Origin of the sequence: Alkalimonas cellulosilytica (genome assembly GCF_036325985.1) — a bacterium.
Classification (GTDB): domain Bacteria; phylum Pseudomonadota; class Gammaproteobacteria; order Enterobacterales; family Alteromonadaceae; genus Alkalimonas; species Alkalimonas cellulosilytica.
On the sequence record NZ_JAUHLI010000005.1, the window covers coordinates 95,422 to 119,407 of the forward strand.

The following is a 23,986-nucleotide window of genomic DNA, read 5'->3' on the forward strand; positions in this document are numbered from 1 at the left end:
GAGAGGCAGCTGAATGGAAAGCTTCGAAGACTTACTGAATATGTTGGAACGTCCGGCGCACAAAGCGCGTGGTACGGGGAAGCGCAAATGGCGGGAAATCGAGGCCATGAAAGAGCGGCAGCGGTTAAAACGCGAACTGGCCGACATGGACTGGACCATTGAACCTGAACTGGATGACATAGAGTTATTTTAATAAAAACGCCCACATCGCAGGATGTGGGCGTTTTTATTGATACGCTCTGTTTACAGCTCTGCCTGCAAAGGCAATTGCCATTGAATAGGCGTTTGTCCATGCGCCTTTAGTGCTTCATTGGCCTGCATAAAGTGATTGCAGCCAAAAAAGCCCCGGTAGGCGGATAAAGGTGAAGGATGTGGCGCTGTCAGCACGGTATGCTGCTGACGGTTAATCAGGCTCGCTTTGCGGATCGCATGCGATCCCCAGAGTAAAAACACCACATGTTCTGCCTGAGCACTCACCCCGGCTATCACTTTATCGGTAAACTGTTCCCAGCCCAGCTCACGATGCGAGTTAGCCTGATTGGCCACCACCGTTAACGCCGTATTCAGCAACAATACCCCCTGCTCTGCCCAGGCTTTTAAATAGCCATGATTTGGGATCTGATAGTCCGGATATTCCAGTGCCAACTCTTTGTACATATTGCGTAACGACGGTGGCACCGCTACCCCGGGTCGCACTGAAAAAGCCAAACCATGTGCCTGGTTCGGTCCATGATAAGGATCCTGCCCCAGAATCACCACTTTCAAATCGGCAAAGCGGGTTAGCTTAAAGGCCGTAAATGCCTCCTTCTCCGGCGGGTAAATCACCTGGCCGCTCGCCCGCGCTTGCTGCACCTGCTGCATGATCTGTTGAAAGTACGGCTGCTCTTTCTCAGCCCCGATTACATCCTGCCACTCAAGCATCGGGATCAAGCTCATTGAGTAACTGCTGCAAAGCCGCAAAGTCAGCAGGCAGTTCTTTGCTCAGACTGGGCTCGGCCTGGCATTTGGCCAGCACGGACGGTAAAGCAATGGGACAACCCAAAATGTTCTCGACCTGCTCTTTAAACTTAGCTGGATGGGCGGTGCCAAGGAAGATGCCGATTTCACCCGATTGCAACGAACGTTTTAGTGCCTTATAAGCCACTGCCGCATGTGGCTCACTGATGTAACCATCTGCTGCCAGCTGTCGCATGCCGAGCTGGGTATCGTCTTCATCCACCGCCACCGCCTCAAGCTCATGCCGCTGAATAATGCCTTGCTCAAGCAAAGCTTCTACCCGTGGCCAGTTGTTCGGCGCGCTGATGTCCATGGCGTTGGACAAGGTAGCTTGAGTGGCTTTTGGTAACCACTGCCCCTCCCGCCAATAACGAGGTACGGTATCGTTGATGTTGGTTGCAGCCACCATCCGCTTAAATGGCAACCCCAGTGCTTTGGCAATCAGGCCGGCAGTAACATTGCCAAAGTTACCACTGGGTACGGCAAACACCACATCCTTGCGCCGCTCTGCCGGTACCTGAGCCAGAGCTTCAAAGTAATAGCAGACCTGCGCCAGTAAACGACTGATATTGATCGAGTTAGCCGAGTTAATATTCAGCCGCTGCACCAGCTCTTGCTGGTCGAACACTTGCTTTACCAGCGCCTGACACTGATCGAAATCCCCTTCGATGGCCACGCTGGTAATATTCTCACCCAGCGTCGAAAACAGCTTTTCCTGCAGACTGCTGATTTTTCCTTTCGGGTACAAAATCACCACCTGCACGCCGGGCTGGCGGTAAAAAGCTTGCGCCACAGCGGCGCCGGTATCACCGGACGTTGCCGTGACAATAGTCACCTTTTGCTGTTGCTGCGCTTTGGCCAGCGCTTGCGCCATAAAACGCCCGCCAAAGTCTTTAAACGCCAGGGTCGGGCCATGGAATAGCTCCAGACAAAATACATCGGCTTTGACCGGGTGCAGCGGGGCTGGAAAAGTAAAAGCCTGCTGTACCATCTGCCGGATGTCATCCTGTGATAGCTCATCACCAAACAAGGCTTGCATGATTTCAGTGCTGCGCTCTACCAGTGGTAGCGCTAACAAGGCATCACAATCCAGCTTTGGCCACTCGGTGGGGAAAAACAACCCTTGCTGCTGGCCAAGGCCGGTGCGGACGGCCTGCAAAAAACTCACTTGCTCGCTGGCTACTTTTAAATTAACTAACTGCATGGAATGGGATCCTTTACTGAACGCGCCCCAGCTGAGGCCAATCGACAAATATGCGTCATCGCATCCTGATTTTTTTCATAGTGACTAGCCAGATAGCTGGCAGCCTTTGCGGCAACTTGCTCGGTTTGGCAAAGCGCAAATACAGTAGGACCGGCCCCGGATATACCGACATGAACCACTCCCAACTCCATTAATGCCTGACGCAGTACCGGCAGCTCAGGCATCAACAAAGCCCGGGCGGGTTCTGCCACCACATCCTTCAGAGCGGCGATAGCTTCGGCTTCATCCTGGCAATACAAGGCCGAGACAAAGCGACTTAGGCCGGCAGCAAACTCAATACTGGTTTTAAGCGGCAACTGCGCAGGGATAGCTGCCCTGGCTGCCTTGGTCGATAAGGTGGTACCGGGGTAACTCAGCACCACCCGCCAGTGCTCAAACCAGGGTAAATCCCGGCATAGACGCTCACTACCTGGCAGCATCAACTGCAAACCACCCAGATAGGATGGTGCCACATTGTCGTAATGCACCGAGCCACTGACCCCTCCTTCGGCTTCAGCCATCAACTGCAGCAGCTCCACCTGGCTTAATGGCTCTGAAAAATAGTGGTTAAATGCAAAACAGGCAACCACGATGGAACAAGCACTGGAGCCTAGCCCACTGCCAACCGGCAGCTCTTTGTAAAGGTGAAGATCCAGGCCTGGCAATGCTTTACCAAGCCGCTGCTGAAACAGCTGATAACACCGCAGAATGAGATTGTCGTCCGTGTCTGCTGGCAGTTGGTGCTGATACCGTCCACTCAGACTTAGCCTGGTGTTCGCGCATTCACCACGAATGGCCAGCACATCCCCCAGCCTCTGCCCATTGACTGGTTCAAAAGCAGCCCCTAACAAATCAAAGCCTACACTGACATTACCGGTGGATGCCGGCGCATAGTAACACTGTGTCATACTAATGGCTCCACTCAGACTTCCTGCTGCCAGGACAGCGTACGTAAGATGTCACTAAACACCCCGGCCGAAGTTACCGCAGCACCAGCGCCATAGCCCCGCAGCACAAAGGGGATAGGCTGATAGTACCGGCTGTGGATCGCCAGTGCATTTTCACCGTCTTTCACTTTGGCCAGCGGATGATCTTCAGCCAGGGCTTTTATCGCCACCTTGCAATGACCATCCCGAATTTCACCAATGTAGCGCAGCACCTTGCCTTCTGCTTTGGCTTTTGCCACCCGGCTGGCAAAAGCAGCATCGGCGTGCGGTAGCCGGGCTAAAAAGTCGTCGATGGAGCCGGAAGCATCGAAGTCGACCGGCAGCACCGACTCTACCGATACCTGATCCAGCTCCAGCTCCAAACCAGACTCCCGCGCCATAATAAGCAGCTTGCGTGCTACATCCATGCCGGATAAATCATCCCGAGGATCCGGTTCGGTAAAGCCCATCGCTTTGGCTTTTAACGTCACCTCAGACAAACTCAGGCCCTGCTCCAGCATGCCAAAAATATAGGATAATGAGCCGGATAAAATACCTTCAAAGGCCAACAGCTCATCACCGGCATGCAGCAGGCCTTGCAAGGTATCAATCACCGGCAAGCCGGCGCCGACCGTAGTCTCGTACAAAAAGCGGCGTCGATGCTGCTGGGCAGTCTGCCGTAACTGTCGATAATACCCCATACTGGCTGTATTGGCTTTCTTGTTGGGGGTGACCACATGGAAGCCAGCTGCCAGAAAGTCAGCGTACTGGCTGGCAATGGCTTCAGAGCTGGTGCAGTCCACCAACACCGGATTAATCAGATGCTGCTCCTGCACAAACTGACTGAGCGCCGGCAACGAAAAGCGCTGTTTACTTTGCGATAGCTGGGCTTGCCAACCGGTTAAGTCAACACCATCCGGTTGCAGTACTAAGTGCTGACTGTTGGCAATGCCGTACACTTTCAGTTTCACATGGCGCTGCTGTAGAAAATCCTGCTGCCGCTTGATCTGGGCCAAAAGCTCAGCACCCACCACACCACAACCGACCAGAAACACATCGATGCTGGGAATATGACTGAAAAAGTTTTCATGACACACTTTCACCGCATCCTGGCAGGACGACTGCGCCACCACGGCAGAAATCGAGCGCTCACTACTATCCTGTGCAATCGCCACGACATTGACCCGGGCTTGTGCCAGTGAAGCAAAAAACTTGGCTGCAACGCCTTTATGTTGGCGCATACCATCACCGACCAGGCTCACAATGGCCATATCCGCAGCAATATCCAACGGCCGTAGCAGGTTGTTTTGCAGCTCCAATTCAAACTCGGCTTCCAGCGCCTTTTGCGCTGCAGTCAGATGCAACTGAGGCACACAGAAACTGATGCTAAACTCGGACGAGGACTGAGTAATCAGGTTGACCGATATATTGGCCCGCGCCATGGTAGCAAAGACCCGACTGGCCATTCCCACCACGCCTTTTAGGCCAGGACCGGACACGGTAATCAAGGCCAGATGCTGCAAGCTGGAAATGCCTTTCACCAGCGACTCACCGTCGCCTTGACTGGCAATGCAGGTACCAGGAGCAGCCGGATTCAGGGTATTTTTGATGTAACAGGGAATGCCATAGCGTGCCAGCGGGCCTATGGTTTTAGGGTGCAACACCTTGGCACCAAAATAAGACAGCTCCATGGCTTCATCGTAGGATAAACGTTCAATCAGCTGGGTCTGTTTCACTTGACGCGGGTCCGCACTGTAGACACCATCGACATCGGTCCATATCTCACAGGCTTCGGCCTGAATACTGGCCGCAACAATAGCAGCAGAGTAATCCGAACCATTGCGCCCCAGCAGACAGGTTTCGCCTTGTGCATTGCTGGACACAAAACCTGCCAACAGATAGACCTGAGCCTTTGTCGCGGCAATAGCCGCCTTTAAAGCCAGCTCTGAGCCTTTGATATCGGCTGAGGCATTCAGATAATCGCCTTCACTGCGCACGCAGTCCACTGCGGATAACAAAGTCACTTGAATACCTTGCGCCTGCAATAACGCCTGCATCAAAGACACGCTGAATTGCTCACCCAGCCCCAGCAACTGGGCTTTGATGTGATCCGGACAATGCCGCAACAACTGCACGCCTTGCAAGCGCTGCGCTAACAGCTCCAGTTGGGCTTGCATTAAAGCTTGCACCGAACCAAGCGCTCCCCCCCCCGTTTCCATGGCTGCTTCATCCAGCAATTGCTGATAGCGCAACTGCAAACTTTGCAGCAAATCCTGATAATCAGCCCCCATGTAGGCAAGATCCGTCAGCTCAACCAGCAGATTGGTGACGCCCTGAGGCGCCGACAAGACCAGACAAAGCTCGGTATGCCGTGCGCTGTCTGCCACTATGGTAGCCACATCCTGGAAGCGTGCGACCGAGGCCAGCGAAGACCCGCCAAATTTTAGCACTCGCATATATTACTCCTGAATCATTCAAATTGTTGGTCTGTTTTCTACCTGGTTGTTTTTGTTGGGTCTTAACGCCCTTATCCCGCTTTATCTGAAGTGACACTGGCTAGTCGTCAACGTTGCCTGAGTGCCGCTAGAAACTCACCGGGTAAAAACAAAAAACCCGTGACGGGTGAGGTCACGGGTTTTCTGGCGACAAAGCACCACCGACCTCCTACCCCGACAGGGTGGTGGTAATAATAATGGTGGTGGTGAGAGTCTGTAATTTTTTCATAGGCTTCATAATGCACAGACTTATAGACGTCTGTCAATAGCTAATCAAGGGGTGATCTTAATTTACCTTCTGCAACACTTTTTGCAAGTCATCCCGATAGCTGGTGCTACGGTTACGGCCCTGACGCTTCGAGACATACAAGGCAACATCGGCACATTGCAGCAAATCATGTGCTTCCTGATGTCGGTGCGGATTAAACTCAGCAACGCCAAGACTGATGGTGGCACGAATAATCCGCTGATTGAACAGCAACTGATGGGCAGCTACCTGACGGCAAATCCTTTCGGCAACCTCCGTTGCCCCACTTTGACTGGTGTTGGGTAAAATAATGCCAAACTCCTCCCCTCCGTAGCGCCCCAGAAAATCCGACTCACGCAACAGGCTCTGAATAAAGCTGGCCAACTCAATCAGCACGAAATCGCCACCGAGATGACCATAGTCATCATTCAATTGCTTGAATTTATCCAAATCAAATAAAATCAGAGACAAAGGTTGATGATAGCGCTTCGCACGCAGCACCTCGGAGTGCAGCAACTGCTCCCAGTAACTGCGGTTGTACAGCCGGGTCAGGCCATCCAAACGGTTTGCCTGTTGCAAGGCCTGCATATTGCGCTGCAGCTCCAGTTGATAGATGCTGACATCGGTAGCATCTTCTATCAGTAGACAGATAAAGGTTTCACCGGTATGAGGATGCACCAATGGCAGCATGCTGCAGTTTTGCATCATGTAATCACTGCCGCCGGTCACCGGACGCAGGTGTGGTAACTTAAGGACATAGGGCCGCTGCTCCCACGAGCTGAAGGTAGGTGCATTTAAGGCGATCACACTATCCAGCTTGCGCTTAAGCCAGGCCTCAGGTAGGTCGGTAAACACATCAAACAACGATTTATGCCGGACCTCTGCCAAGGGAACGCCCAACCTTCGCTCAATAAACTGGTTATAAAAACTGATGCCATAGTCGGTACTGAGCACCAATACACCACTGTTTAATTGCTGCAATATTGGCATCGCCAGCCAATGCGCGTCCATCCGAACTCCTCGACTCTGTTAACAAATTGCAAGTTGACCAGCTATGTCTCTGAATACAGTTGTCCGTTAGGGCAGCTATCTGTCAGTCTAATGACAAATCAATGCGTTGATGCTCTGTACTTCGATGATCAGTAATCTTGCAAAATAATATCCAGCTGCTGCTGCAAAATCTGCAAAGCGCTACCGGGGATCAACAAAATCATATCGCACTGAAACGCATAGTTTGTCACCTGATATTGGATATTCACCTGCAACGCAACATTCCAACGACTGGCCAACTCTTGCAAACGCTCAATCAGCTGATTATTCTCGCAACTGAGCTGTCGGGGAGCGCTGTAAGACAGGGTACTGTCTAACTGCGCTGCCAAACTGTTCAAAAAAGTTGTGGTAAGAATAGAGCTGATGTCACTCAACATTTCTGCATCGCTGACATCATGTTGCTGATAACCCAGTATGTTGGCCAGTTGTTTGGCACTGCTCAGGTTGTAAAGCAACATCGCCTCGCCCTGCATGCCGGCAGGACCAATAAACCCCTGACTGATAAGGTACGCTTCTTTATCAGCATAGAGCTCCCGGAATTGTGATGGCATGTCGGTAGCGCTGACCACTTGCATCGCTGGTACCTGTAAATGCACCAGAGTATCTAAGTAGCGGGCCAATTGATCACTGGCCAGGCCCATGGATACATTCATCAGCTCCTGCAGTGCATCCTGCTGGTCTGTCGTCAGCATGGCCATTAAATTAGCCCATACTCGTGCATAATCTGTGCAAGCTTGTCGCTGTTGACCGGCTTTTGAATAAAAGCCAAAGCACCAAGCTCTGCCACCCGCTTTTGCATTTCTGGCTGAATATCCGCCGAAATGACAATCACAACACACTTTAATTGCCGTGCTTTAATGGCCTCTAACACACCAATGCCATCCAACTCTGGCATAGTCAGATCAAGAAAAACTACCCCAACCTCTTGCGAGCTCAGAATATCCAAAGCTTCCAGTCCATTGGATGCAGTAAGAATCTCGGCGGCAAAACTCTCGGGCAAGCTTTTCTTAACTTGCTTACGTGCCAGTACCGAATCGTCACAAATCAAAGCAGTTAAGCTCATCGCTACGGTTCTCTACGCTCGTGAAGAATGATTTTATTTTTAATTTCTTGGTGTTATCCGCAGTATCGCATCGACTATAACCAGAAGCCAAATACAATGCAAGTCGGCACAAACTCTGCTACTTTGGGACTATAAAATGGTATGAGTTGCCATAATAAGCCACTCAGCGCTTATGGTAGCTCAGGCCATTCATCTGAAAATTAGGCTATAGTCATAGGTGGGCGCTATACTGATGCCTGCCATCCCAATAAGCCTGACAATAATAGATACTGTGCTGTTTTCAAAGGACCATCTATGCAGCAAAGAAGTTTATCCAGAACCCTGCTGACCAAAGTATTATCGGTGTATTTTATCCTGACCTTTGTGGTCACTCTGGCTCAGATCGGTGCTGAATACTTCAATACCAAGCGGTACATCAACAGTGAACTGGCGACCTTACAACAAACTTTTTCCGGTAGCCTGACCAGGGCAATCTGGGAGCTGAACACCCAGCAAGCACTGGTGATTGCAGATGGCTTACTGGCCATTCCAGCGGTAGAAGGCATCATTGTACGGGATGACAGCGGAACAGTGATCACGCAACTAGGCCGTCACGTTGACATCAGCCAACGCCATGGCAGTGAACTGGTCCGTGAAGGTATTCAGCTGGCGGAGCAGCAATCGGGCCTGTTTGGCTATACGTTTCCACTGATTTTTGAGTTTTCCGGCCGGGCGACACAGGTTGGTGATGTCACCTTGTTCTCAAGTCGCGCTATTGTCATTGATCGAATCAAAGTTGGTATTTTCTTTCTGATTGGCAATGCCATGCTAAAAACGACCTTCTTAATCATTTTGTTTTTGTTTGCGTTTCGCCGTTACCTGACCGAGCCGCTTGGCGAATTGACCCAACAAATTGAAGATTTGGAACTGGATCATTTGGAAGGAACCCGGATAGAGACCAGTCAGGCACAAAGCAGTATTGAGCTCAGTGTGATGACCACAGCGTTTAACCGGTTAATCCGCCGGGTACAGGATTACAAAGCTGAACTGGAAAGTACTCAAAAAGAATTGCTGGTAAGCAATGAAAAGCTGGATCAACACAACCTGGTGCTGGAGCAGGAAGTTGCCCGTAAAACCTCGGGGTTAAGTCAGGCCATGATGGATTTGCAGCAGCAAAAGCAACAACTGGAAGTGAAACAGCAGAGCCTGAAAGAAGAAATTGAGCGCCGTCGTCATATCGAGCATGCACTGCGCAACAAGCAGACAGAGCTGGAAAATCTGGTGGATGATTTAAAACAAACTCAGGATCGTCTGGTTCAATCGGAAAAAATGGCGGCCCTTGGCGGTCTGGTCGCCGGTATCACCCATGAAGTAAATACCCCAGTCGGGATTGGGGTAACCGCCACCAGTTTCTTATCAGAAAAAATTCATACACTGCAAAAAGCTTATCAAGAAAAAACGCTGTCACCCAAAAATCTGGAGCAATTCATCGCTGAAGCCGGGGAAACAACAGCCTTGCTCGAGTCTAACCTAAACAGAGCCTCCGATCTGATTGCCAGCTTTAAACAGATTGCTGTCGATCAAACCAGTGAGGCCATTCGAACCATCCGGTTGGATAGCTATCTGCAGGAAGTCATTCGCTCCTTGCATCCGCATTTTAAGAAAACGAAACATCAGGTCGATGTGAATTGCCCGACGGATCTACAACTGACCTGCCCGGCTGGTGCTATCTCGCAAATATTTACCAACCTACTGATGAATTCTCTGATCCATGGTTTTGAAGACAAAGAGCAAGGGCTCATTCGCATTACTGTACTGGAGGATGGTGACGACATTGATATTCGTTACAGCGACGATGGCAAAGGATTAAATACGGAGCAGTTGGAAAAGCTGTTTCACCCGTTCTTTACCACCAAACGGGAAGCGGGTGGCAGCGGCCTTGGCACACACATTACCTACAACCTTGTTCGTCAAACCCTCAAAGGCAGTATCGAAGTGAACAGCGAGCCAGGCAAAGGCTTGCACTACCACATTCGCTTTCCAAAAAAGCTTACCGGTTAACGCTTCTACTGAAACAGCCGTTGCCATTGAACCTGCGGCTGAACGCGCTATACTGGCCGCTTTTCAGCGCAACTGAGTGAATTATGTGGTTTAAAAATAGTCGTGTTTATCAGTTAAGTTCCCCGCTCTCGCTCGACCAGAGCTCGCTGGAACAAGCACTGGCCGAATTTCGTTTTACGCCCTGTACCGGTCAGCAACAAAGCAGCCTGGGGTTTAGCTTTCCGTTTGAGTCTGCCCAAAGTTATTGTTACCAGAACCAGCAGTACCTGTTTTTCGCTGTCAAACGGCAAGAGAAATTGCTGCCTGCGGCCGTGGTGCAAGATGAGATGCAGCCCCGCCTGCAAGCTTTAGAGGCTGAAAAAGGCCGGGCACTAAGCCGTAAAGAAAAAGACAGCATCAAAGAAGAGGTCACATTCGAGCTGTTACCCCGCGCTTTTAGTAAAACCCAGTTGGTATTAGCCTGCTATGACCAGAGCAAGCACCGCATTATGATCCACACCAGCAGCAGTAGCCGGGCTGAAGAGGTGCTGGCCTTACTACGCAAAGCCATAGGTTCGTTGCCTGCTTTGCCCTGGTTGGATCCGTACCGCCTGAGCAACTGCCTGCAATTTTGGCTGCAGTCCAAGCAGCTACCCGCATCCTTTCAGCTTGGCCATGAAGTAGAGCTCAAAGCACCGGATGAAGAAGGTGCCAAAGTTCGCTTTAGCAACCATTTGCTGACCACTGATGAAGTACAAAGTCATTTACAGGATAAGCAGGTCACACGATTGGAACTGCAGCAAGAAGAGGGCCTAAGCCTGAAAGTTTGTGATGATGGTAGCTTGAAAAGTATTCGTTACCACGACAGCATCAGCAGCAAAAATGATGAGCTAGGCTGGGAAGATGCAGAGGCTCGGTTGGCCGCCGACTCCCTGCTCATGGCATCGACCCTGAGCATGGCACTTGACCAGGTTGCTCAGGCCGTGATTGAAGTGGAATAAACCCAACCAGAGCGTTTAGGCAAAAAGAGCCCGTACATCCTGATACACAGCAGCAATGGCAGGCTCTTGCATAAAATCGACATCCGGTAGCAAGCCAAGCTCAATGTACTGGCTGATAAGTGCATGCTGCTGCTCTGGCTGAGGAAAACTGCGCTGTGCTATGGTGGCAATCCGGACAAAGTCGGTATAATCCGGCTGCGGCGAAACCCTGGATTGCTGCCACTCAGCAATCACCCGCTGATAGACCTCTGAAAAACCCCAGGCTTTCATAATGGCCAAGCCAATCTGTGGGGACAGCTTCGCCATGGCATGACGCATAAAGCCAGGATGGCCAAAAACCTCCTGATGCTTCTCTGCCTCGGTCAAAATCGGCAACAAGCCAATGTGATGCAACAGAGCAGCTAATGTCATCACATCAGGACTTAATGCGCATTTACTTTGTTGGGCCCGATAGTAACTCAGGCAAGCCACCGCAATGCTGGTGACCTGAACGGTATCCCGCCAGGCCTTGTCCATCATCTGCTGAATATGCGCATTCTGACTGAGAAATAACTGCTCCATCGCCATTGCGGTAGCGATGGTCTTAATCTGGCTGAGACCAATGCGCGTCACCGCCTGGTTCAGAGTACTGACCTTAATCGAGCGCCCCAAAAAGGCACTATTGGCAACCCGAATCATACGAGCGGCCAAGGCTGGATCCATGCTAATGGTTTCTGCCATCACCGCCAGGCTAACCTCAGGATCGTCCGCAGTACGGCGCACCCGCAGAGCAATCTCCGGTAAGGTAGGTAATACCAGGCTATCGCTGCGTAACTTTTCAGTCAGAATGGTTATGAGTGCATGTTCTGCCGACATGATACACCTCGCAATGAACGATTTAGGCTAGGATGGCCATGCAGGCAGACTTTGCCGCCACTGACCAAGGTACTGCTGTATCGCCGCCGGCTGATACGGCTGCATTTTTGCCACACCCCAAACAGGCGCGGGCCACGCTTTGTCGTGCTTGAAGCGGGCAATATGATGAATATGTAATTGTGGCACCATATTGCCCAAGGCAGCAATGTTTAATTTATCGGGTCGAAAACACTGGCGCAACCAAGCCGCAAGCTGCCAACTTTCTTGATGGTACTGCAGATAATCCGCGGGAGTTAAATCAATCAACTCCTTTAACCCTGGCCGTCTTGGGATCAACAAAAACCAGGGATACTGTTGATCGTTGATCACACGCAACTGACACAACGGCCAGTCTGCCACAAAATAACTGTCTTGCTGCAAGGGGGCAGCTAATTCAAAGTGCTGCGTTTCAGGCATCCGTGAACTCCTCATTGACGATCTGCTCCATCTTGTTCAACAGCTGCTGGCAAGCTTTTAACGCCTGTTGATGGGCTTGCTGTTCCAAGACGTCGGCCAGCTCCGTCAGGTTAGCAAAGCCCATGCTGCCAGCACTTCCTTTTAAGCTGTGCGCCTCAAAAGCCAGCTTATCCCAATCTTGCTGCATACAAGCATGGCGCAAAACGCCTAACAACTCCGGCAGCTTACTGCGAAAATTAGCCCGCAGCGCTAACACGGCAGGGTCCTCTGCCAGCCTCCGTTCAAACTCCTGATAATGATGGCCTCGGCTGTCGCTGCGATACGATTGGACCAACTTCAGAAACTGCTGTTGATCGATGGGTTTTGACAACACGGATTGACAACCGGAGCGTTTATAACGTTCAATGTCTTCACTCATCACATTGGCGGTCACAGCAATAATCGGTGTTTGAATCCCAGCATGGCGGATCAACTCGGTAGCTTCTTCTCCGCCCATCTCTGGCATCTGCATATCCATAAAGATCAAATCAAAATCTGCCTTTAAGGCCTGCTCTACCGCCTGATGGCCATTTTCCACCATCAGATAACTGGCGTTGACCTGTTGCAGTAAAATGCTTAGCAGTAACTGGTTATCCGGATTATCTTCAGCCACCAGTATATGGAGTGGGCATTGCTCATTCTGCAGAGGGCTGGGTTGAGGCTGGATGGGTGCTTGATAGGATTGAACCAGCTCAAGGTTCATTCCACTGCAATCGAGCAGCACTTCAAAATTACTGCCAACTCCTTTTACACTGTCTACCCGGATGTCGCCCCCCATCTGTTGAATGAGTTTTTTCGAAATACATAGCCCAAGTCCGGTACCACCAAAATGGCGTGTCACGGTGGAGTCGGCCTGCACAAAGGGTTGAAACAAACGGGATAGCTCAGTCGGAGAAATACCAATACCGGTGTCTTTCACCGAGATTTTCAGCCGCTGCTCCATCAAATCGTATTCGACGCGAATGATCACTTTGCCCTGTTGGGTAAACTTAACCGCGTTGCTGGTCAGGTTAAGCAGAACCTGCCGAAACCGCACTTCATCGCTGATGATCACCGCAGGTAATGGAAAGCGCAATTGCAGCTCACAATCCAGTCCCTTGGCTTTGGCCTGAGTCTGACTAAGTTGGTACACATCATCGATAATTTCCAGGCAATGACAAGCTTCATGCTGCAGCTCTAATTTATCCGCTTCAATCTTCGATAAGTCCAGAATATCATTAATTAAATTCAATAAATGCTGGCTGCTTTTCAATACACGCAGCTGATAGTCTTTCATCCGCTCCAGCTGTTGCTCCTGCACGCTTTGCTCACTAAAACCTATAATCGCAGTTAACGGAGTACGGATCTCATGACTCATATTGGCCAGAAACACACTTTTTAGCCGGCTGGCTTGTTCTGCAGTCTCTCGCGCTACAATGAGCTCCTGGTTGGCTGCCGCTAAATCATCGTTCGCACGCGCCAGATCCTGAGTTCGTTTCAGTACTTTTTCCTCTAGCTGTTGCTTGTACGCACGTTCCCGCTCACGGTAAACCCGCAATTGGCGAACCATCACATTAAAAGCAGCAAACATATCACCAAGCTCATCCTGCTTTTGTACCGGCAGCAAGGTGGATAAATCACCACGGCCCACTGCGGTTTTCGCCTGGGTTAGCTTGCGGATAGGGCCAAATACGTGCCGTATCAGCAACCAATAAATACTAAAAGGCAATAGCAAGACCACACAGAGCAAGAGAGCACCGATGACCCAAGGCAACTTTAAGGTGTCAGCCATCAGCTCACTTTGATTCACCCCCATTAACAGCTGAAAACTGCCAGGTAACTCGGCACCTTTCAGTAGCATAGGTTGGCCAAGCAATGTCCCTGGAATCATGTCAGATTGCTGCATACTTAGCTGAATGGTACGGAAATGGCTGGGGGCAAAAGTGCTGCCAATCAATTGAGGACGATCGGTAAAAGCAATGGTGGCTGCCGGACTGATTATCAGCGAAATGCTACCAGGTGTCAGCGACTGCTGCAAAATGGTACCTAGTTCCCTTGGCTCGAGGCTAAGCACCAGATAGCCCCATAACTGACGGGAGTCCCCCGCGGCAGAAGTACTGTTGTGATAGACTTTTCGTGCCAGATACAGGCGCTGCTCTTGACTATCCGGCTCCATGGCAAAGAAAAAGCTTTCATCACGGATCATACTCTGCAAGCGAGCCAGGTGTCGCTGCCTGAAGCGTAAAGGAACTGAGCCTTGCTCAGCCGCTGGCACCATAAGCTCTGTGGTACCATTCAGTTGCAGTAACTTGATGCGGTAATCAACCTTGGCCTGCCGCTGCAAAAAGTCTTGCCATTCCTGCGCCAATAACGCTTGGTTGGCACCTTGATTTGCCAAATAGTTGGCCAGGCTTTGACTGGATGACAGCTCTGCCAGCTGCGTACTCAAGGTCAGAAACTCGGTATGAATCGCCAGCTGCTGGGCATGCAAAAATTGACTGGCTTGCTGATTTGCCTGCTGCCAGTAGAAGGATTGACTGTACTTAATAGCAAGCACACCAAAAAATACAGCTGGCAGCAACAACAAGGGAACCAGGTAAACCAGGAGTGTTTGTCGTAATCTCATTGCCGGATCGTATGCCGCCTAAGCGAAAAAGGTTCTCCCCACAGCATAACCAGCATTGACTGGCAGAACAAGCTTTGTGCTACCAGTCAGGCACTGAAAAGTGCTGGCAACTAACTTCCTATGGTAGCAGCCAACAATGCCATGATTGGCGCGGCTGAGGGTTTGCCATGTATCCAGTCACCACCATCCACACCACTTCCGGCAATATCGAGGTGCAAATAAGGGATAGGCTTCGCCTGATATTGACCATGTGCAGCTAAGCCAGAAGCCTCTACCAAAAAGGCCATCGGGAACTGATGACCACGTACCGTTACCGAGGATGCCGCATTGTTGCAGCTAAGCACGTCTTCAGCAGCTGATTTGGCCTGAATGAATTGAAAATCCTCCCGACGGCTGCGTGATATTTCACAAGGATCTCCCCAGATATCACCACTGTGCTGTACCTGAGCTGCCAGTTGCAATGCCCGGGACGGGCCATTTTCAACCAGAGCGGTATAGGGTCCAACTGCACGAGCGGCATGGCCGGTAAGTGTCGCAATGGAATAAATCTGGGGAGTCACTTCATTCAAGGCCATCTCACGCAGATGAGACAACAAATCAGCCAGTACCAAACGCCCTTCGGCATCGGTATTCCCTATCCGAACCCGAACACCAGCATGGCTGGTCAGTACTTCATCTGGTACAAAGGCATCCGAGCCAATGCTGTTTCGTACCGCACCGATTTCGGCTACCACTTTCACACCTTCTGGCTTTAGGCCTGCAATCGCCAGCATATAACCAGCCACTGCGGCCCCACCGCCTTTATCGCGGCTCATGCCAGCCATGCTACCACCCACTTTCAAATCAGCACCACCGGTGTCGTACACCAGCCCTTTACCTGCCAGCAGCAACGTCTGCGCCACGGCACCTGCTGGATTGTAGGTTAACCGAATCACCGCCGGATGATGTCTTTTTACGGCAAGTGAACTACGGGCCACAGCCATCATTAAGGGATAGTCACGTAGCAAGGTCGGCACATCGGTAATTACCTCGACCTGTACTGAAGTGCCAGCAAAAGCTTCCTGACAGTAAGCGGCAAAATTAAGCGCACTCATCCGCTCGGGCTCAGTCCCGGCCAGATCACGCGCCAGTCGTCTGCCTGCTTCAATCGCCATCAGTTCTGCAGCCTGCTCCGGCGAGACGCCGCATAAGCCTATGCTATGGACAGGCTCCAACTTTTCTTCACCGACCACCTCGCGCCCTTCCAGGGGTTGCCATAAGGCTTGACACATTGCCAGATAGCTTACCGCAGCCGTTTGCCGGTAGAGGGGATCATTCATGGGCTCAACCCAGACCAGGGGTGCTCTGGCTCCCATCTCCTTCGCAAGCTGTACTGCCTGTTTGGCCGCATCGGCGAAGCTGCGCACGTCATCGTAATCTCTGTCCAGGCTACCGACCGGAGCTAGAATCAAACGCTGGCCTGGCACCCGAGTACAATGCAGGCTGGCCAGTTGCTGACCTATGCGCTGATCCACCTGTCCGGCTGTATTAATGATGTCGTGAAGAGCAGCAAGCTCTGGATGGTTAAAATCGCTGGCCAACACAATAAGCGCATCGTAGCGGCTATCAGTCAGAGCGTGTTGCAACGAGTCTAAGGCATGGAGATGCGGATAAGACATAATGACTTCCATCTGGCTAAAAAAGTCATTATTTCGGAAAACAAAAAGCAGAACAAGCCAGAAGCCACTTTCGTAGTGACACAGCTGGCAGTTCTGCTTTACGCCAGAACAGCTTTAGATAATTTTATTTTCCTGCCAGAACTGCTCTTTCTTCATTCTGGCCTGGCGTTTCTCACATGGATTGTCGCAGTCGCAGGCTTTTTCAACACCAATAGCACCCAAACCTCCACAGCTGCCACTGATGGTCTTGCGCTGAACCAAGTAGCCAACAGCCATCGCCACCACCACCAACAACAAAACAGCAAAAGTCAGTAAAAAAGTACTCATCATCGTACTATGCCTCCCGCATGCATAAAGGGTTCAAAAGCGTCACTCACCAGCTCAGTAAAGCCATCATCGGTTTTCACAATAAGGATAGCAGCTAAGCCAATGCGATTGGCAAAAGCCAGCGCCTCATCGGCTTCCATAATCATCAACGCAGTAGAGTAGCCATCCGCCACCATACAGGACTCATGCAGTACAGTGCTGGATACTACCCGGCCCTGAATAGGACGACCTGTGCGTGGATCCAGGATATGAGAAAACCGTACCCCATCCTGCTCAAAATAATTGCGGTAATCCCCTGAAGTCGCTAGCGCCAAATCACCGGGTTCAATAATGCGCTGCACCGCTCGGCCATCGGCATCTGGCTTTTCAATGGCAATACGCCAGGGGGTACCATCGGGCTTAGGGCCTCGGGCACGGATCTCGCCGCCAACCTCAACCAGATAGGCGGCAAAGCCTTTGCTATCCAACAGATCAGCCACCCGATCGACCCCATACCCTTTGGCTATGGTGGATAAATCCACCGACACCCGGGGATCCGCTTTAGTCAGCCACAGTCCATCCAGGCTAAGCTTATCAATGCCGACAAACGGCAGTATGGCCTGGTATTGCTCGCTGCTGGGCGCTCTGGTAATACGGCCTTCAGCACCAAAGCCCCATAACTCAACCAGCGGGCGAATGGTGACATCCAGCAAGCCACCAGTTTCCAGACCAATCCGGATCGACTCAGCCATGACAGCGGCTGTCGGTTCAGACAATAAAAATGGCTGGGTACTGTGCCAGCGGTTAAACCGCATCAATTCCGAGTCTGGAATATAGGTCGACATCAACTGGTTCACCAACTCCAGTTCAGCATCGATCTCTGCTTGCAATTGGGTGTAGTCAACCTCTTGCTCACCGGCAAAGATCGACACCACATAGTAAGTCCCCATGGTTTGACCATGCAGACGCTCCGGCGTGATGCGTTCTTCGGTCGGAACCGGGCTGCAAGAAACGAAAATGGCCAGCCCGATTAGGGCCAGCCAGAATTTGTAATACACTTTCAACATAAGAAAGGATTAACCACCAAAGTCATCAAGCATGATGTTTTCGTCTTCAACACCCAAATCTTTCAGCATGTTGATCACGGCTTTGTTCATCATCGGCGGACCACACATATAGAACTCACAATCTTCCGGTGCTTTGTGGTTCTTCAGGTAGTTCTCGTACAAGACATTGTGGATAAAGCCGGTGTAGCCTTCCCAGTTGTCTTCCGGTTGTGGATCCGACAGCGCCACATGCCACTCGAAATTATCGTTCTCGGCCGCCAACATGTCGAAATCTTCCACATAGAACATTTCACGGCTGGAACGGGCACCGTACCAGAACGACATCTTGCGCTTGGATTTCAGACGACGCAGCTGATCGAAGATATGCGAGCGCATTGGCGCCATACCTGCACCACCACCGACGAACACCATCTCTGCTTCTGTTTCTTTGGCAAAGAACTCACCAAACGGACCAGAAATCGTCACTTTATCGCCTTCTTTCAGGCTCCAGATAAAGGAGGACATCTTGCCACAAGGCAGTGACAGGTTATTTGGTGGCGGCGTAGCAATCCGCACGTTCAGCATAATAATGCCTTCTTCTTCCGGGTAGTTCGCCATGGAATAAGCACGGATGGTTTCATCATCCACTTTCGATTCCAGGCTGAAGAAGTTAAAGCGCTCCCAGTCTCCACGGAATTTTTCCGGGATATCGAAGTCTTTGTACTTCACATGATGTGGCGGAGCTTCAATCTGAATGTAACCACCAGCACGGAAAGGGACGGACTCACCGTCTGGAATACGCAGCACCAATTCTTTAATGAAGGTCGCTTTGTTGTCGTTGGAGATGACTTCGCAATCCCACTTACGGATCCCAAAGACTTCATCTTCCACTTCAATTTCCATGTCGCCTTTTACCGCCACCTGGCAGGACAAGCGACAACCTTCGCGGGCTTCTTTCTTGGTAATGTGGTCCAGCTCGGTCGGCAGAATTTCACCACCACCTGAGTGCACATGCACCGTACACTGACCACAAGAGCCACCACCACCACAAGCAGATGACAGGAAGATACCCTGATCGGCCAGCACGCCCAGCAGCTTACCGCCCGGCTTGGTTTTAATGGCTTTTTCCGGGTCACCATTGATCAGGATGGTTACATCACCGCTGGCGACCAGTTTGGATTTCGCGGCAAGAATGATGAATACCAGGGCCACCACGACCACTGTAAACATCACTACGCCAAGAATAATCTCTTGCATTGTGTTTTCCTTCTACTGCTTACAATGAAACGCCGGAGAACGACATAAAGCCAAGACCCATCAAACCTACAATCAGGAAAGTAGAGCCCAGACCACGCATGCCGTGCGGCATATCAGCGTATTTCAGTTTTTCACGCACAGCAGCCAGCAAGGTAATTGCCAGCGCCCAGCCAACACCACTGCCTAAACCAAAGACCACGCTTTCAGCAAAGTTGTAATCCCGCTCGACCATGAAAGCAACACCACCGAAGATGGCACAGTTTACCGTGATCAAGGGCAGGAAAATCCCCAGCGCGTTGTACAGTGCCGGGAAAAACTTATCCAGCGTCATTTCCAGGATTTGAACCATGGCTGCAATCACACCAATGTAGGTGATAAAGCCAAGGAAGCTAAGATCAGCATCCGGAAAGCCAGCCCACTCCAGCGCACCAGGCGCCAGCAAGTTGTGGTACACCACGTTGTTGATTGGCACAGCCAGGCCCAACACTACGATTACCGCAACGCCAAGGCCAAAGGCGGTAGTGACTTTTTTAGACACCGCCAAAAAAGTACACATGCCAAGGAAGAAGGCCAACGCCAGGTTTTCAATAAAGACGGCGCGGACAAATAAACCTAAATAATGTTCTAAACCCACTTGTCAGCTCCTTATGCCTGCTCAACCTGCTCTGGACGGAAGGTCCGCAGTACCCAAATAAAGAAGGCGATGATGATGAAAGCACTTGGCGCCAACAACAACATACCCATTGGCTGGTACCAGCCTCCTTCGCTTACCAGTGGCAGGATTTCAACACCAAATACGGAACCCGCACCACCCAGCTCACGGATAAAGGCAACGACCAACAAGACCAGGCTATAACCCATCGCATTGCCCAAGCCATCCAGGAAACTCATCCCTGGTGTACTTTTCATCGCATAAGCTTCTGCGCGACCCATTACGATGCAGTTGGTAATAATCAGGCCAACAAACACCGACAGCTCTTTGGATACTTCATAGGCAAAGGCTTTCAGGATTTGGTCAACGATAATTACCAAGGATGCAATGATGGTCATCTGCACAATGATCCGCACACTGGAAGGAATGTGATTGCGAATAATGGAGATAAACAAGTTCGACAACGTTAGTACAAAGGTCAGTGCGAAGCACATAACCAGGGCTGTTGCCATTTGCGTGGTAACCGCCAGTGCAGAACACACACCCAGTACTTGCAAAGCAATGGGGTTGTTTGCAAAGACCGGCCCAAAGAGTACGGTTTTAATTTCTTTTGCACTAGCCATTGTTCAGGACTCCTTGATGAACCTTGCTCAGGAAAGGCCCAAAGCCTTTATCACCCATCCAGAAGGTAAAGGTATTCTGCACACCATTTGCCGTCAGGGTTGCACCGGATAAACCATCAATTTCATGATTCGGATCAGAAGCATTACCAGGACGCACGATGCTTAAAGCCAGATTGCCCTGATCATCGAACAGCTTTTTGCCTTCAAACTGACCGATCCAACGCGGATTCTCGATTTCACCACCCAAACCAGGAGTTTCGCCCTGCTCGTAGTAGTTCATACCAATGATGGTGTTACCATCGGTTTCCAGTGCGATAAAGGCATGCATGGTGGACCAAAGACCATAACCATGGATTGGCAACACAATGGATTTCAGCTCACCAGCCTCATCACGCACCAGGTAAACCGGAGCATAGTGAGGGGCCCGACGAATCGAAGCCACATCCTGCTGCTTGCTGAGCTGAGTGCTGAGCTCAGGATCGCGCCAGGAAGCACGGTAATCGAACTGCATTGGATCTTTATCGGTAAATTCACCTGTGGTCAGGTTAATAATGCGCTCTTCGACAAATTGCTCGAACAACTCACGCACCTTAGCCGCCGGTGCGGCACCATCCAGCACACGGGCGCTGCGCAGAATATTGGTCTGCGCATCCAGCAACATATTGGCTTGCTGCAACGGGCGCAGCTGTACGGCCGCTGTGGAAACCACAAAGGCACACACCAGACACAGGGAAATGACAACGATCAGCGTTTTACTGATGGTATCGTTTTTACTAGACATTGCGTGCCAGCCTCCGTTTGATATTGGCCTGAGCCACGAAGAAATCAAATAATGGCGCGAACAGGTTCGCAAACAGGATTGCCAGCATCATGCCTTCCGGATAAGCCGGGTTCACCACACGAATCATCACCACCATAAAGCCAATCAGAATACCGTAAGCCCATTTGCCTTCATTGGTGAATGAGGCTGAAACCGGATCTGTTGCCATAAAGAACATGCCAATCGCAAAACCACCGATCACCAGGTGCCAATGCCAAGGCATAGCAAACAAGTGATTGGTCTCTGAACCAATGGCATTGAATAACAGCGCAGTTAACACCATACCGACCATCACACCCAACACAATGCGCCAGGAAGCAATACGGAAATAAATCAGTGCTAAACCACCAATCAACAACGCCAGGGTTGAGGTTTCACCGACAGAGCCTGGAATAAAGCCAAGGAAGGAGTCCCACCACAGCTGCATATCGCTGTAATCCAGAGTCGCATTTTGCCCCTGGCTCAGCAAGGTTGCACCTGAATAACCATCGGCTACTGTCCAGACTGCATCGCCGGAAATTTCTGCCGGGTAAGCAAAGAACAGGAAAGCACGGCCCGCCAGTGCAGGGTTTAAGAAGTTACGCCCTGTACCACCAAACACTTCTTTGGCAACCACCACACCAAAGGTAATACCCAGGGCAGCTTGCCACAGCGGAATGGTCGCGGGCAGGATCAGCGCAAACAAGATAGAAGTAACGAAGAAGCCTTCGTTGACTTCGTGCTTACGGACCGAAGCAAACAGCACTTCCCAGAAGCCACCCACCACAAAGACAGTGGCGTAAATCGGCAGGAACCAGCAAGCACCATAGAGCATTTTCATGCCCCAGCCAGAGCTTTCTGTCAGACTACCGCCAAGCAAATGGAAGAGACCGACCTGCCAGGTATCTGGCGTACCAAAACCTTCCGCCAGGGCCGCAACAGCCTGGTGACCGACATTAAACATGCCGAAGAACAAAGCCGGAAACAAAGCCAACCATACAAAGATCATAATTCGCTTCAAATCAATACTATCGCGAACATGGGTCTTGTTCTTAGTGACGTAGCCTGGCGTATAAAGGACAGTGGCGATGGCTTCGTACAGCGCGTACCACTTTTCATACTTACCGCCTTTCTCAAACTGCGGTTCAATGCGTTCTAAATAATGCTTTAAACTCATGATTAGCCTTCCTTCTGGATCGTCGTCAGGCAGCTACGCAGAATGGAGCCATAATCGTACTTGCCTGGGCACACGAAGGTACACAAGGCCAAGTCTTCTTCGTCCAGTTCAAGGCAGCCGAGCGCCTGGGCACTGTCGGTATCACCGGAGCACAGATCACGCAACAACAAAGTGGGCAGAATATCCAGGGGCATGACCCGCTCGTAATTTCCGATCGGTACCATGGCACGGGCCGAGCCGTTGGTAGTGGTAGTCAAGTTAAACAGCTTTTTAGGGCTCAGATGTCCCAAATAAGCACGGGTAACGGAAAACTTCTCGCTACCAGGGGCAATCCAACCCAAAAAGTGTTTCTCGCTGCCATCAGCTAATACCGACAGCTGATTATGGAAACGACCTAAATAACCATGCACGCCATGCGCTGTGGTTCCAGCCAGTACCGATCCCGAAATAATACGGTGCTCGCCATCGGCAAGTTCACCAGCGGTCAGTTCTTCGACGGAAGCACCCAACACAGTTTTCAACAAACGTGGTGATTTCACTACAGGACCGGCCAAAGACACCACACGTTCCACCGGCAATTCACCACTGGTGAATAACTGGCCAATCGCAATGACGTCCTGATAACCGATGTGCCATACCACTTTTTGGATGGAAGCACCTTCCAGGAAGTGAATATGGGTACCTGGTAAGCCAGCCGGATGCGGCCCGGCAAACTCAGCAACCTCTACCCCGGTGACCGACGGCACATCAGCTCCGGCCTTTTTACTCAGGTAGACTTTGCCATCGGTCAAATGCCGCAGCACGGTCAGGCCATGCTGAAAGGCGCTGGCCTGAGCCTTGATCACCACAGCCGGGTCTGCAGCCAGCGGATGGGTATCCATCGCGGTCACAAAAATAGCTTTGGCGGTACTGTCAATGGCTGGCGTCTGGCTAAATGGCCGGGTACGAAATGCCACCCATAAACCTGACTCGACCAGGTTTTTGCGAACCTGCTCTGAGCTGAGGCTAAGCAGTTGCTCTGCAGTGTACTTATCGAATTGCACAGCATCACTGCCCTGCACTTCAATCACGACAGACTGCAATACCCGCTTAGCACCACGGTTGATTTCAACCACCTTGCCAGCTGCTGGCGCAGTAAAAATAACACCAGGGGTTTTCTTGTCTTCAAACAAGCCCTGGCCTTTTTTTACTGTATCGCCAACTTCGACCAACATGGTCGGACGCATACCATGAAACTCTTCGCCGAGTACGGCGACGCGCTTGATAGCAGGCCCGTCGGTTATCTCTTGTTTAGGACTGCCCGCGAGGGGAATGTCCAAGCCTTTTTTGAGTTTTATCATACGTACTTGCACTACTAGTTTGGGAAGAAACAGGTCCAGTTTTTCAGCTGCTAACCTCGCAGCGCACCCGATGACGATGGAACTTTCACCTACTTTGCGGTTCCAAAATCGGATACACGTATTAAAGGCGCGG

The 23,986-nt window shown here is 51.0% G+C and carries 22 protein-coding genes; 3 read left to right on the forward strand and 19 right to left on the reverse strand.

Features of this window, described 5'->3' with window-relative positions; translation table 11 throughout:
• The first annotated feature begins 13 nt into the window (after positions 1–13).
• Entirely contained in the window at positions 14–193 is a 180-nt protein-coding gene (locus tag QWY20_RS06260) for a DUF3545 family protein (protein WP_330128176.1), read from the forward strand.
• Positions 194–243: 50 nt separating this feature from the next.
• Here the strand turns inward: QWY20_RS06260 and ung are convergent, their stop codons facing one another.
• From ung to QWY20_RS06295, 7 genes are all read right to left on the reverse strand, one after another.
• Entirely contained in the window at positions 244–921 is a 678-nt protein-coding gene (gene ung, locus QWY20_RS06265) for a uracil-DNA glycosylase (RefSeq protein WP_330128306.1), read from the reverse strand.
• Complete coding sequence (gene thrC / locus QWY20_RS06270) at positions 914–2,200, reverse strand: threonine synthase (RefSeq protein ID WP_330128177.1); 1,287 nt, start codon at positions 2,198–2,200, stop codon at positions 914–916. The genes ung and thrC overlap by 8 nt, the downstream gene beginning before the upstream one ends.
• The gene (gene thrB, locus QWY20_RS06275) at positions 2,191–3,147 is read right to left on the reverse strand and encodes a homoserine kinase (RefSeq protein WP_330128178.1); all 957 of its coding nucleotides are present in this window, start codon (positions 3,145–3,147) and stop codon (positions 2,191–2,193) included. The genes thrC and thrB overlap by 10 nt, the downstream gene beginning before the upstream one ends.
• Positions 3,148–3,161: 14 nt before the next feature.
• Positions 3,162–5,621, reverse strand: coding sequence for a bifunctional aspartate kinase/homoserine dehydrogenase I (gene thrA, locus QWY20_RS06280; protein WP_330128179.1), 2,460 nt, complete (start codon positions 5,619–5,621; stop codon positions 3,162–3,164).
• A 325-nt stretch (positions 5,622–5,946) separates the two neighbouring features.
• Complete coding sequence (locus QWY20_RS06285) at positions 5,947–6,918, reverse strand: sensor domain-containing diguanylate cyclase (RefSeq protein ID WP_330128180.1); 972 nt, start codon at positions 6,916–6,918, stop codon at positions 5,947–5,949.
• Positions 6,919–7,046: 128 nt separating this feature from the next.
• A complete protein-coding gene (locus QWY20_RS06290) occupies positions 7,047–7,655 on the reverse strand; it encodes a chemotaxis protein (protein ID WP_330128181.1) in 609 nt (202 codons plus the stop codon).
• Complete coding sequence (locus QWY20_RS06295; protein ID WP_330128182.1) at positions 7,655–8,020, reverse strand: response regulator; 366 nt, start codon at positions 8,018–8,020, stop codon at positions 7,655–7,657. Before QWY20_RS06295 ends, QWY20_RS06290 begins: the two co-directional genes overlap by 1 nt.
• Positions 8,021–8,314: 294 nt before the next feature.
• Between QWY20_RS06295 and QWY20_RS06300 the strand changes: the two genes are divergently transcribed.
• Positions 8,315–10,060, forward strand: coding sequence for an ATP-binding protein (locus QWY20_RS06300; protein ID WP_330128183.1), 1,746 nt, complete (start codon positions 8,315–8,317; stop codon positions 10,058–10,060).
• An 83-nt stretch (positions 10,061–10,143) separates the two neighbouring features.
• Complete coding sequence (locus QWY20_RS06305; protein WP_330128184.1) at positions 10,144–11,040, forward strand: recombination-associated protein RdgC; 897 nt, start codon at positions 10,144–10,146, stop codon at positions 11,038–11,040.
• A gap of 15 nt (positions 11,041–11,055) precedes the next feature.
• On the opposite strand, the gene QWY20_RS06310 is transcribed toward QWY20_RS06305, so the two are convergent.
• The 12 genes from QWY20_RS06310 to QWY20_RS06365 form a co-directional block, all read right to left on the reverse strand.
• Complete coding sequence (locus QWY20_RS06310) at positions 11,056–11,895, reverse strand: HDOD domain-containing protein (RefSeq protein ID WP_330128185.1); 840 nt, start codon at positions 11,893–11,895, stop codon at positions 11,056–11,058.
• A gap of 27 nt (positions 11,896–11,922) precedes the next feature.
• A complete protein-coding gene (locus tag QWY20_RS06315; RefSeq protein ID WP_330128186.1) occupies positions 11,923–12,351 on the reverse strand; it encodes an HIT domain-containing protein in 429 nt (142 codons plus the stop codon).
• Complete coding sequence (locus QWY20_RS06320; protein WP_330128187.1) at positions 12,344–14,995, reverse strand: ATP-binding protein; 2,652 nt, start codon at positions 14,993–14,995, stop codon at positions 12,344–12,346. The genes QWY20_RS06315 and QWY20_RS06320 overlap by 8 nt, the downstream gene beginning before the upstream one ends.
• 110 nt (positions 14,996–15,105) lie before the next feature.
• Positions 15,106–16,653, reverse strand: coding sequence for a M17 family metallopeptidase (locus QWY20_RS06325; RefSeq protein WP_330128188.1), 1,548 nt, complete (start codon positions 16,651–16,653; stop codon positions 15,106–15,108).
• 114 nt (positions 16,654–16,767) lie between these two features.
• Complete coding sequence (gene nqrM / locus QWY20_RS06330; protein ID WP_091338071.1) at positions 16,768–16,980, reverse strand: (Na+)-NQR maturation NqrM; 213 nt, start codon at positions 16,978–16,980, stop codon at positions 16,768–16,770.
• On the reverse strand, positions 16,980–18,026 hold the full coding sequence (locus tag QWY20_RS06335) for an FAD:protein FMN transferase (RefSeq protein WP_330128189.1): 1,047 nt from the start codon (positions 18,024–18,026) through the stop codon (positions 16,980–16,982). Before QWY20_RS06335 ends, nqrM begins: the two co-directional genes overlap by 1 nt.
• Positions 18,027–18,035: 9 nt before the next feature.
• Positions 18,036–19,262 carry an NADH:ubiquinone reductase (Na(+)-transporting) subunit F gene (nqrF, locus tag QWY20_RS06340; protein WP_330128190.1) on the reverse strand — a complete coding sequence of 409 codons (1,227 nt, stop codon included), beginning with the start codon at positions 19,260–19,262 and terminating at the stop codon, positions 18,036–18,038.
• Between the two features lie 19 nt (positions 19,263–19,281).
• On the reverse strand, positions 19,282–19,896 hold the full coding sequence (nqrE, locus tag QWY20_RS06345; RefSeq protein WP_330128191.1) for an NADH:ubiquinone reductase (Na(+)-transporting) subunit E: 615 nt from the start codon (positions 19,894–19,896) through the stop codon (positions 19,282–19,284).
• A gap of 11 nt (positions 19,897–19,907) precedes the next feature.
• Entirely contained in the window at positions 19,908–20,537 is a 630-nt protein-coding gene (locus QWY20_RS06350) for an NADH:ubiquinone reductase (Na(+)-transporting) subunit D (RefSeq protein WP_330128192.1), read from the reverse strand.
• A complete protein-coding gene (locus tag QWY20_RS06355) occupies positions 20,530–21,318 on the reverse strand; it encodes a Na(+)-translocating NADH-quinone reductase subunit C (RefSeq protein WP_330128193.1) in 789 nt (262 codons plus the stop codon). Before QWY20_RS06355 ends, QWY20_RS06350 begins: the two co-directional genes overlap by 8 nt.
• Entirely contained in the window at positions 21,311–22,513 is a 1,203-nt protein-coding gene (locus QWY20_RS06360; RefSeq protein WP_330128194.1) for an NADH:ubiquinone reductase (Na(+)-transporting) subunit B, read from the reverse strand. The genes QWY20_RS06355 and QWY20_RS06360 overlap by 8 nt, the downstream gene beginning before the upstream one ends.
• A 2-nt stretch (positions 22,514–22,515) precedes the next feature.
• Entirely contained in the window at positions 22,516–23,853 is a 1,338-nt protein-coding gene (locus tag QWY20_RS06365; protein ID WP_330128195.1) for a Na(+)-translocating NADH-quinone reductase subunit A, read from the reverse strand.
• Positions 23,854–23,986: the final 133 nt, after the last annotated feature.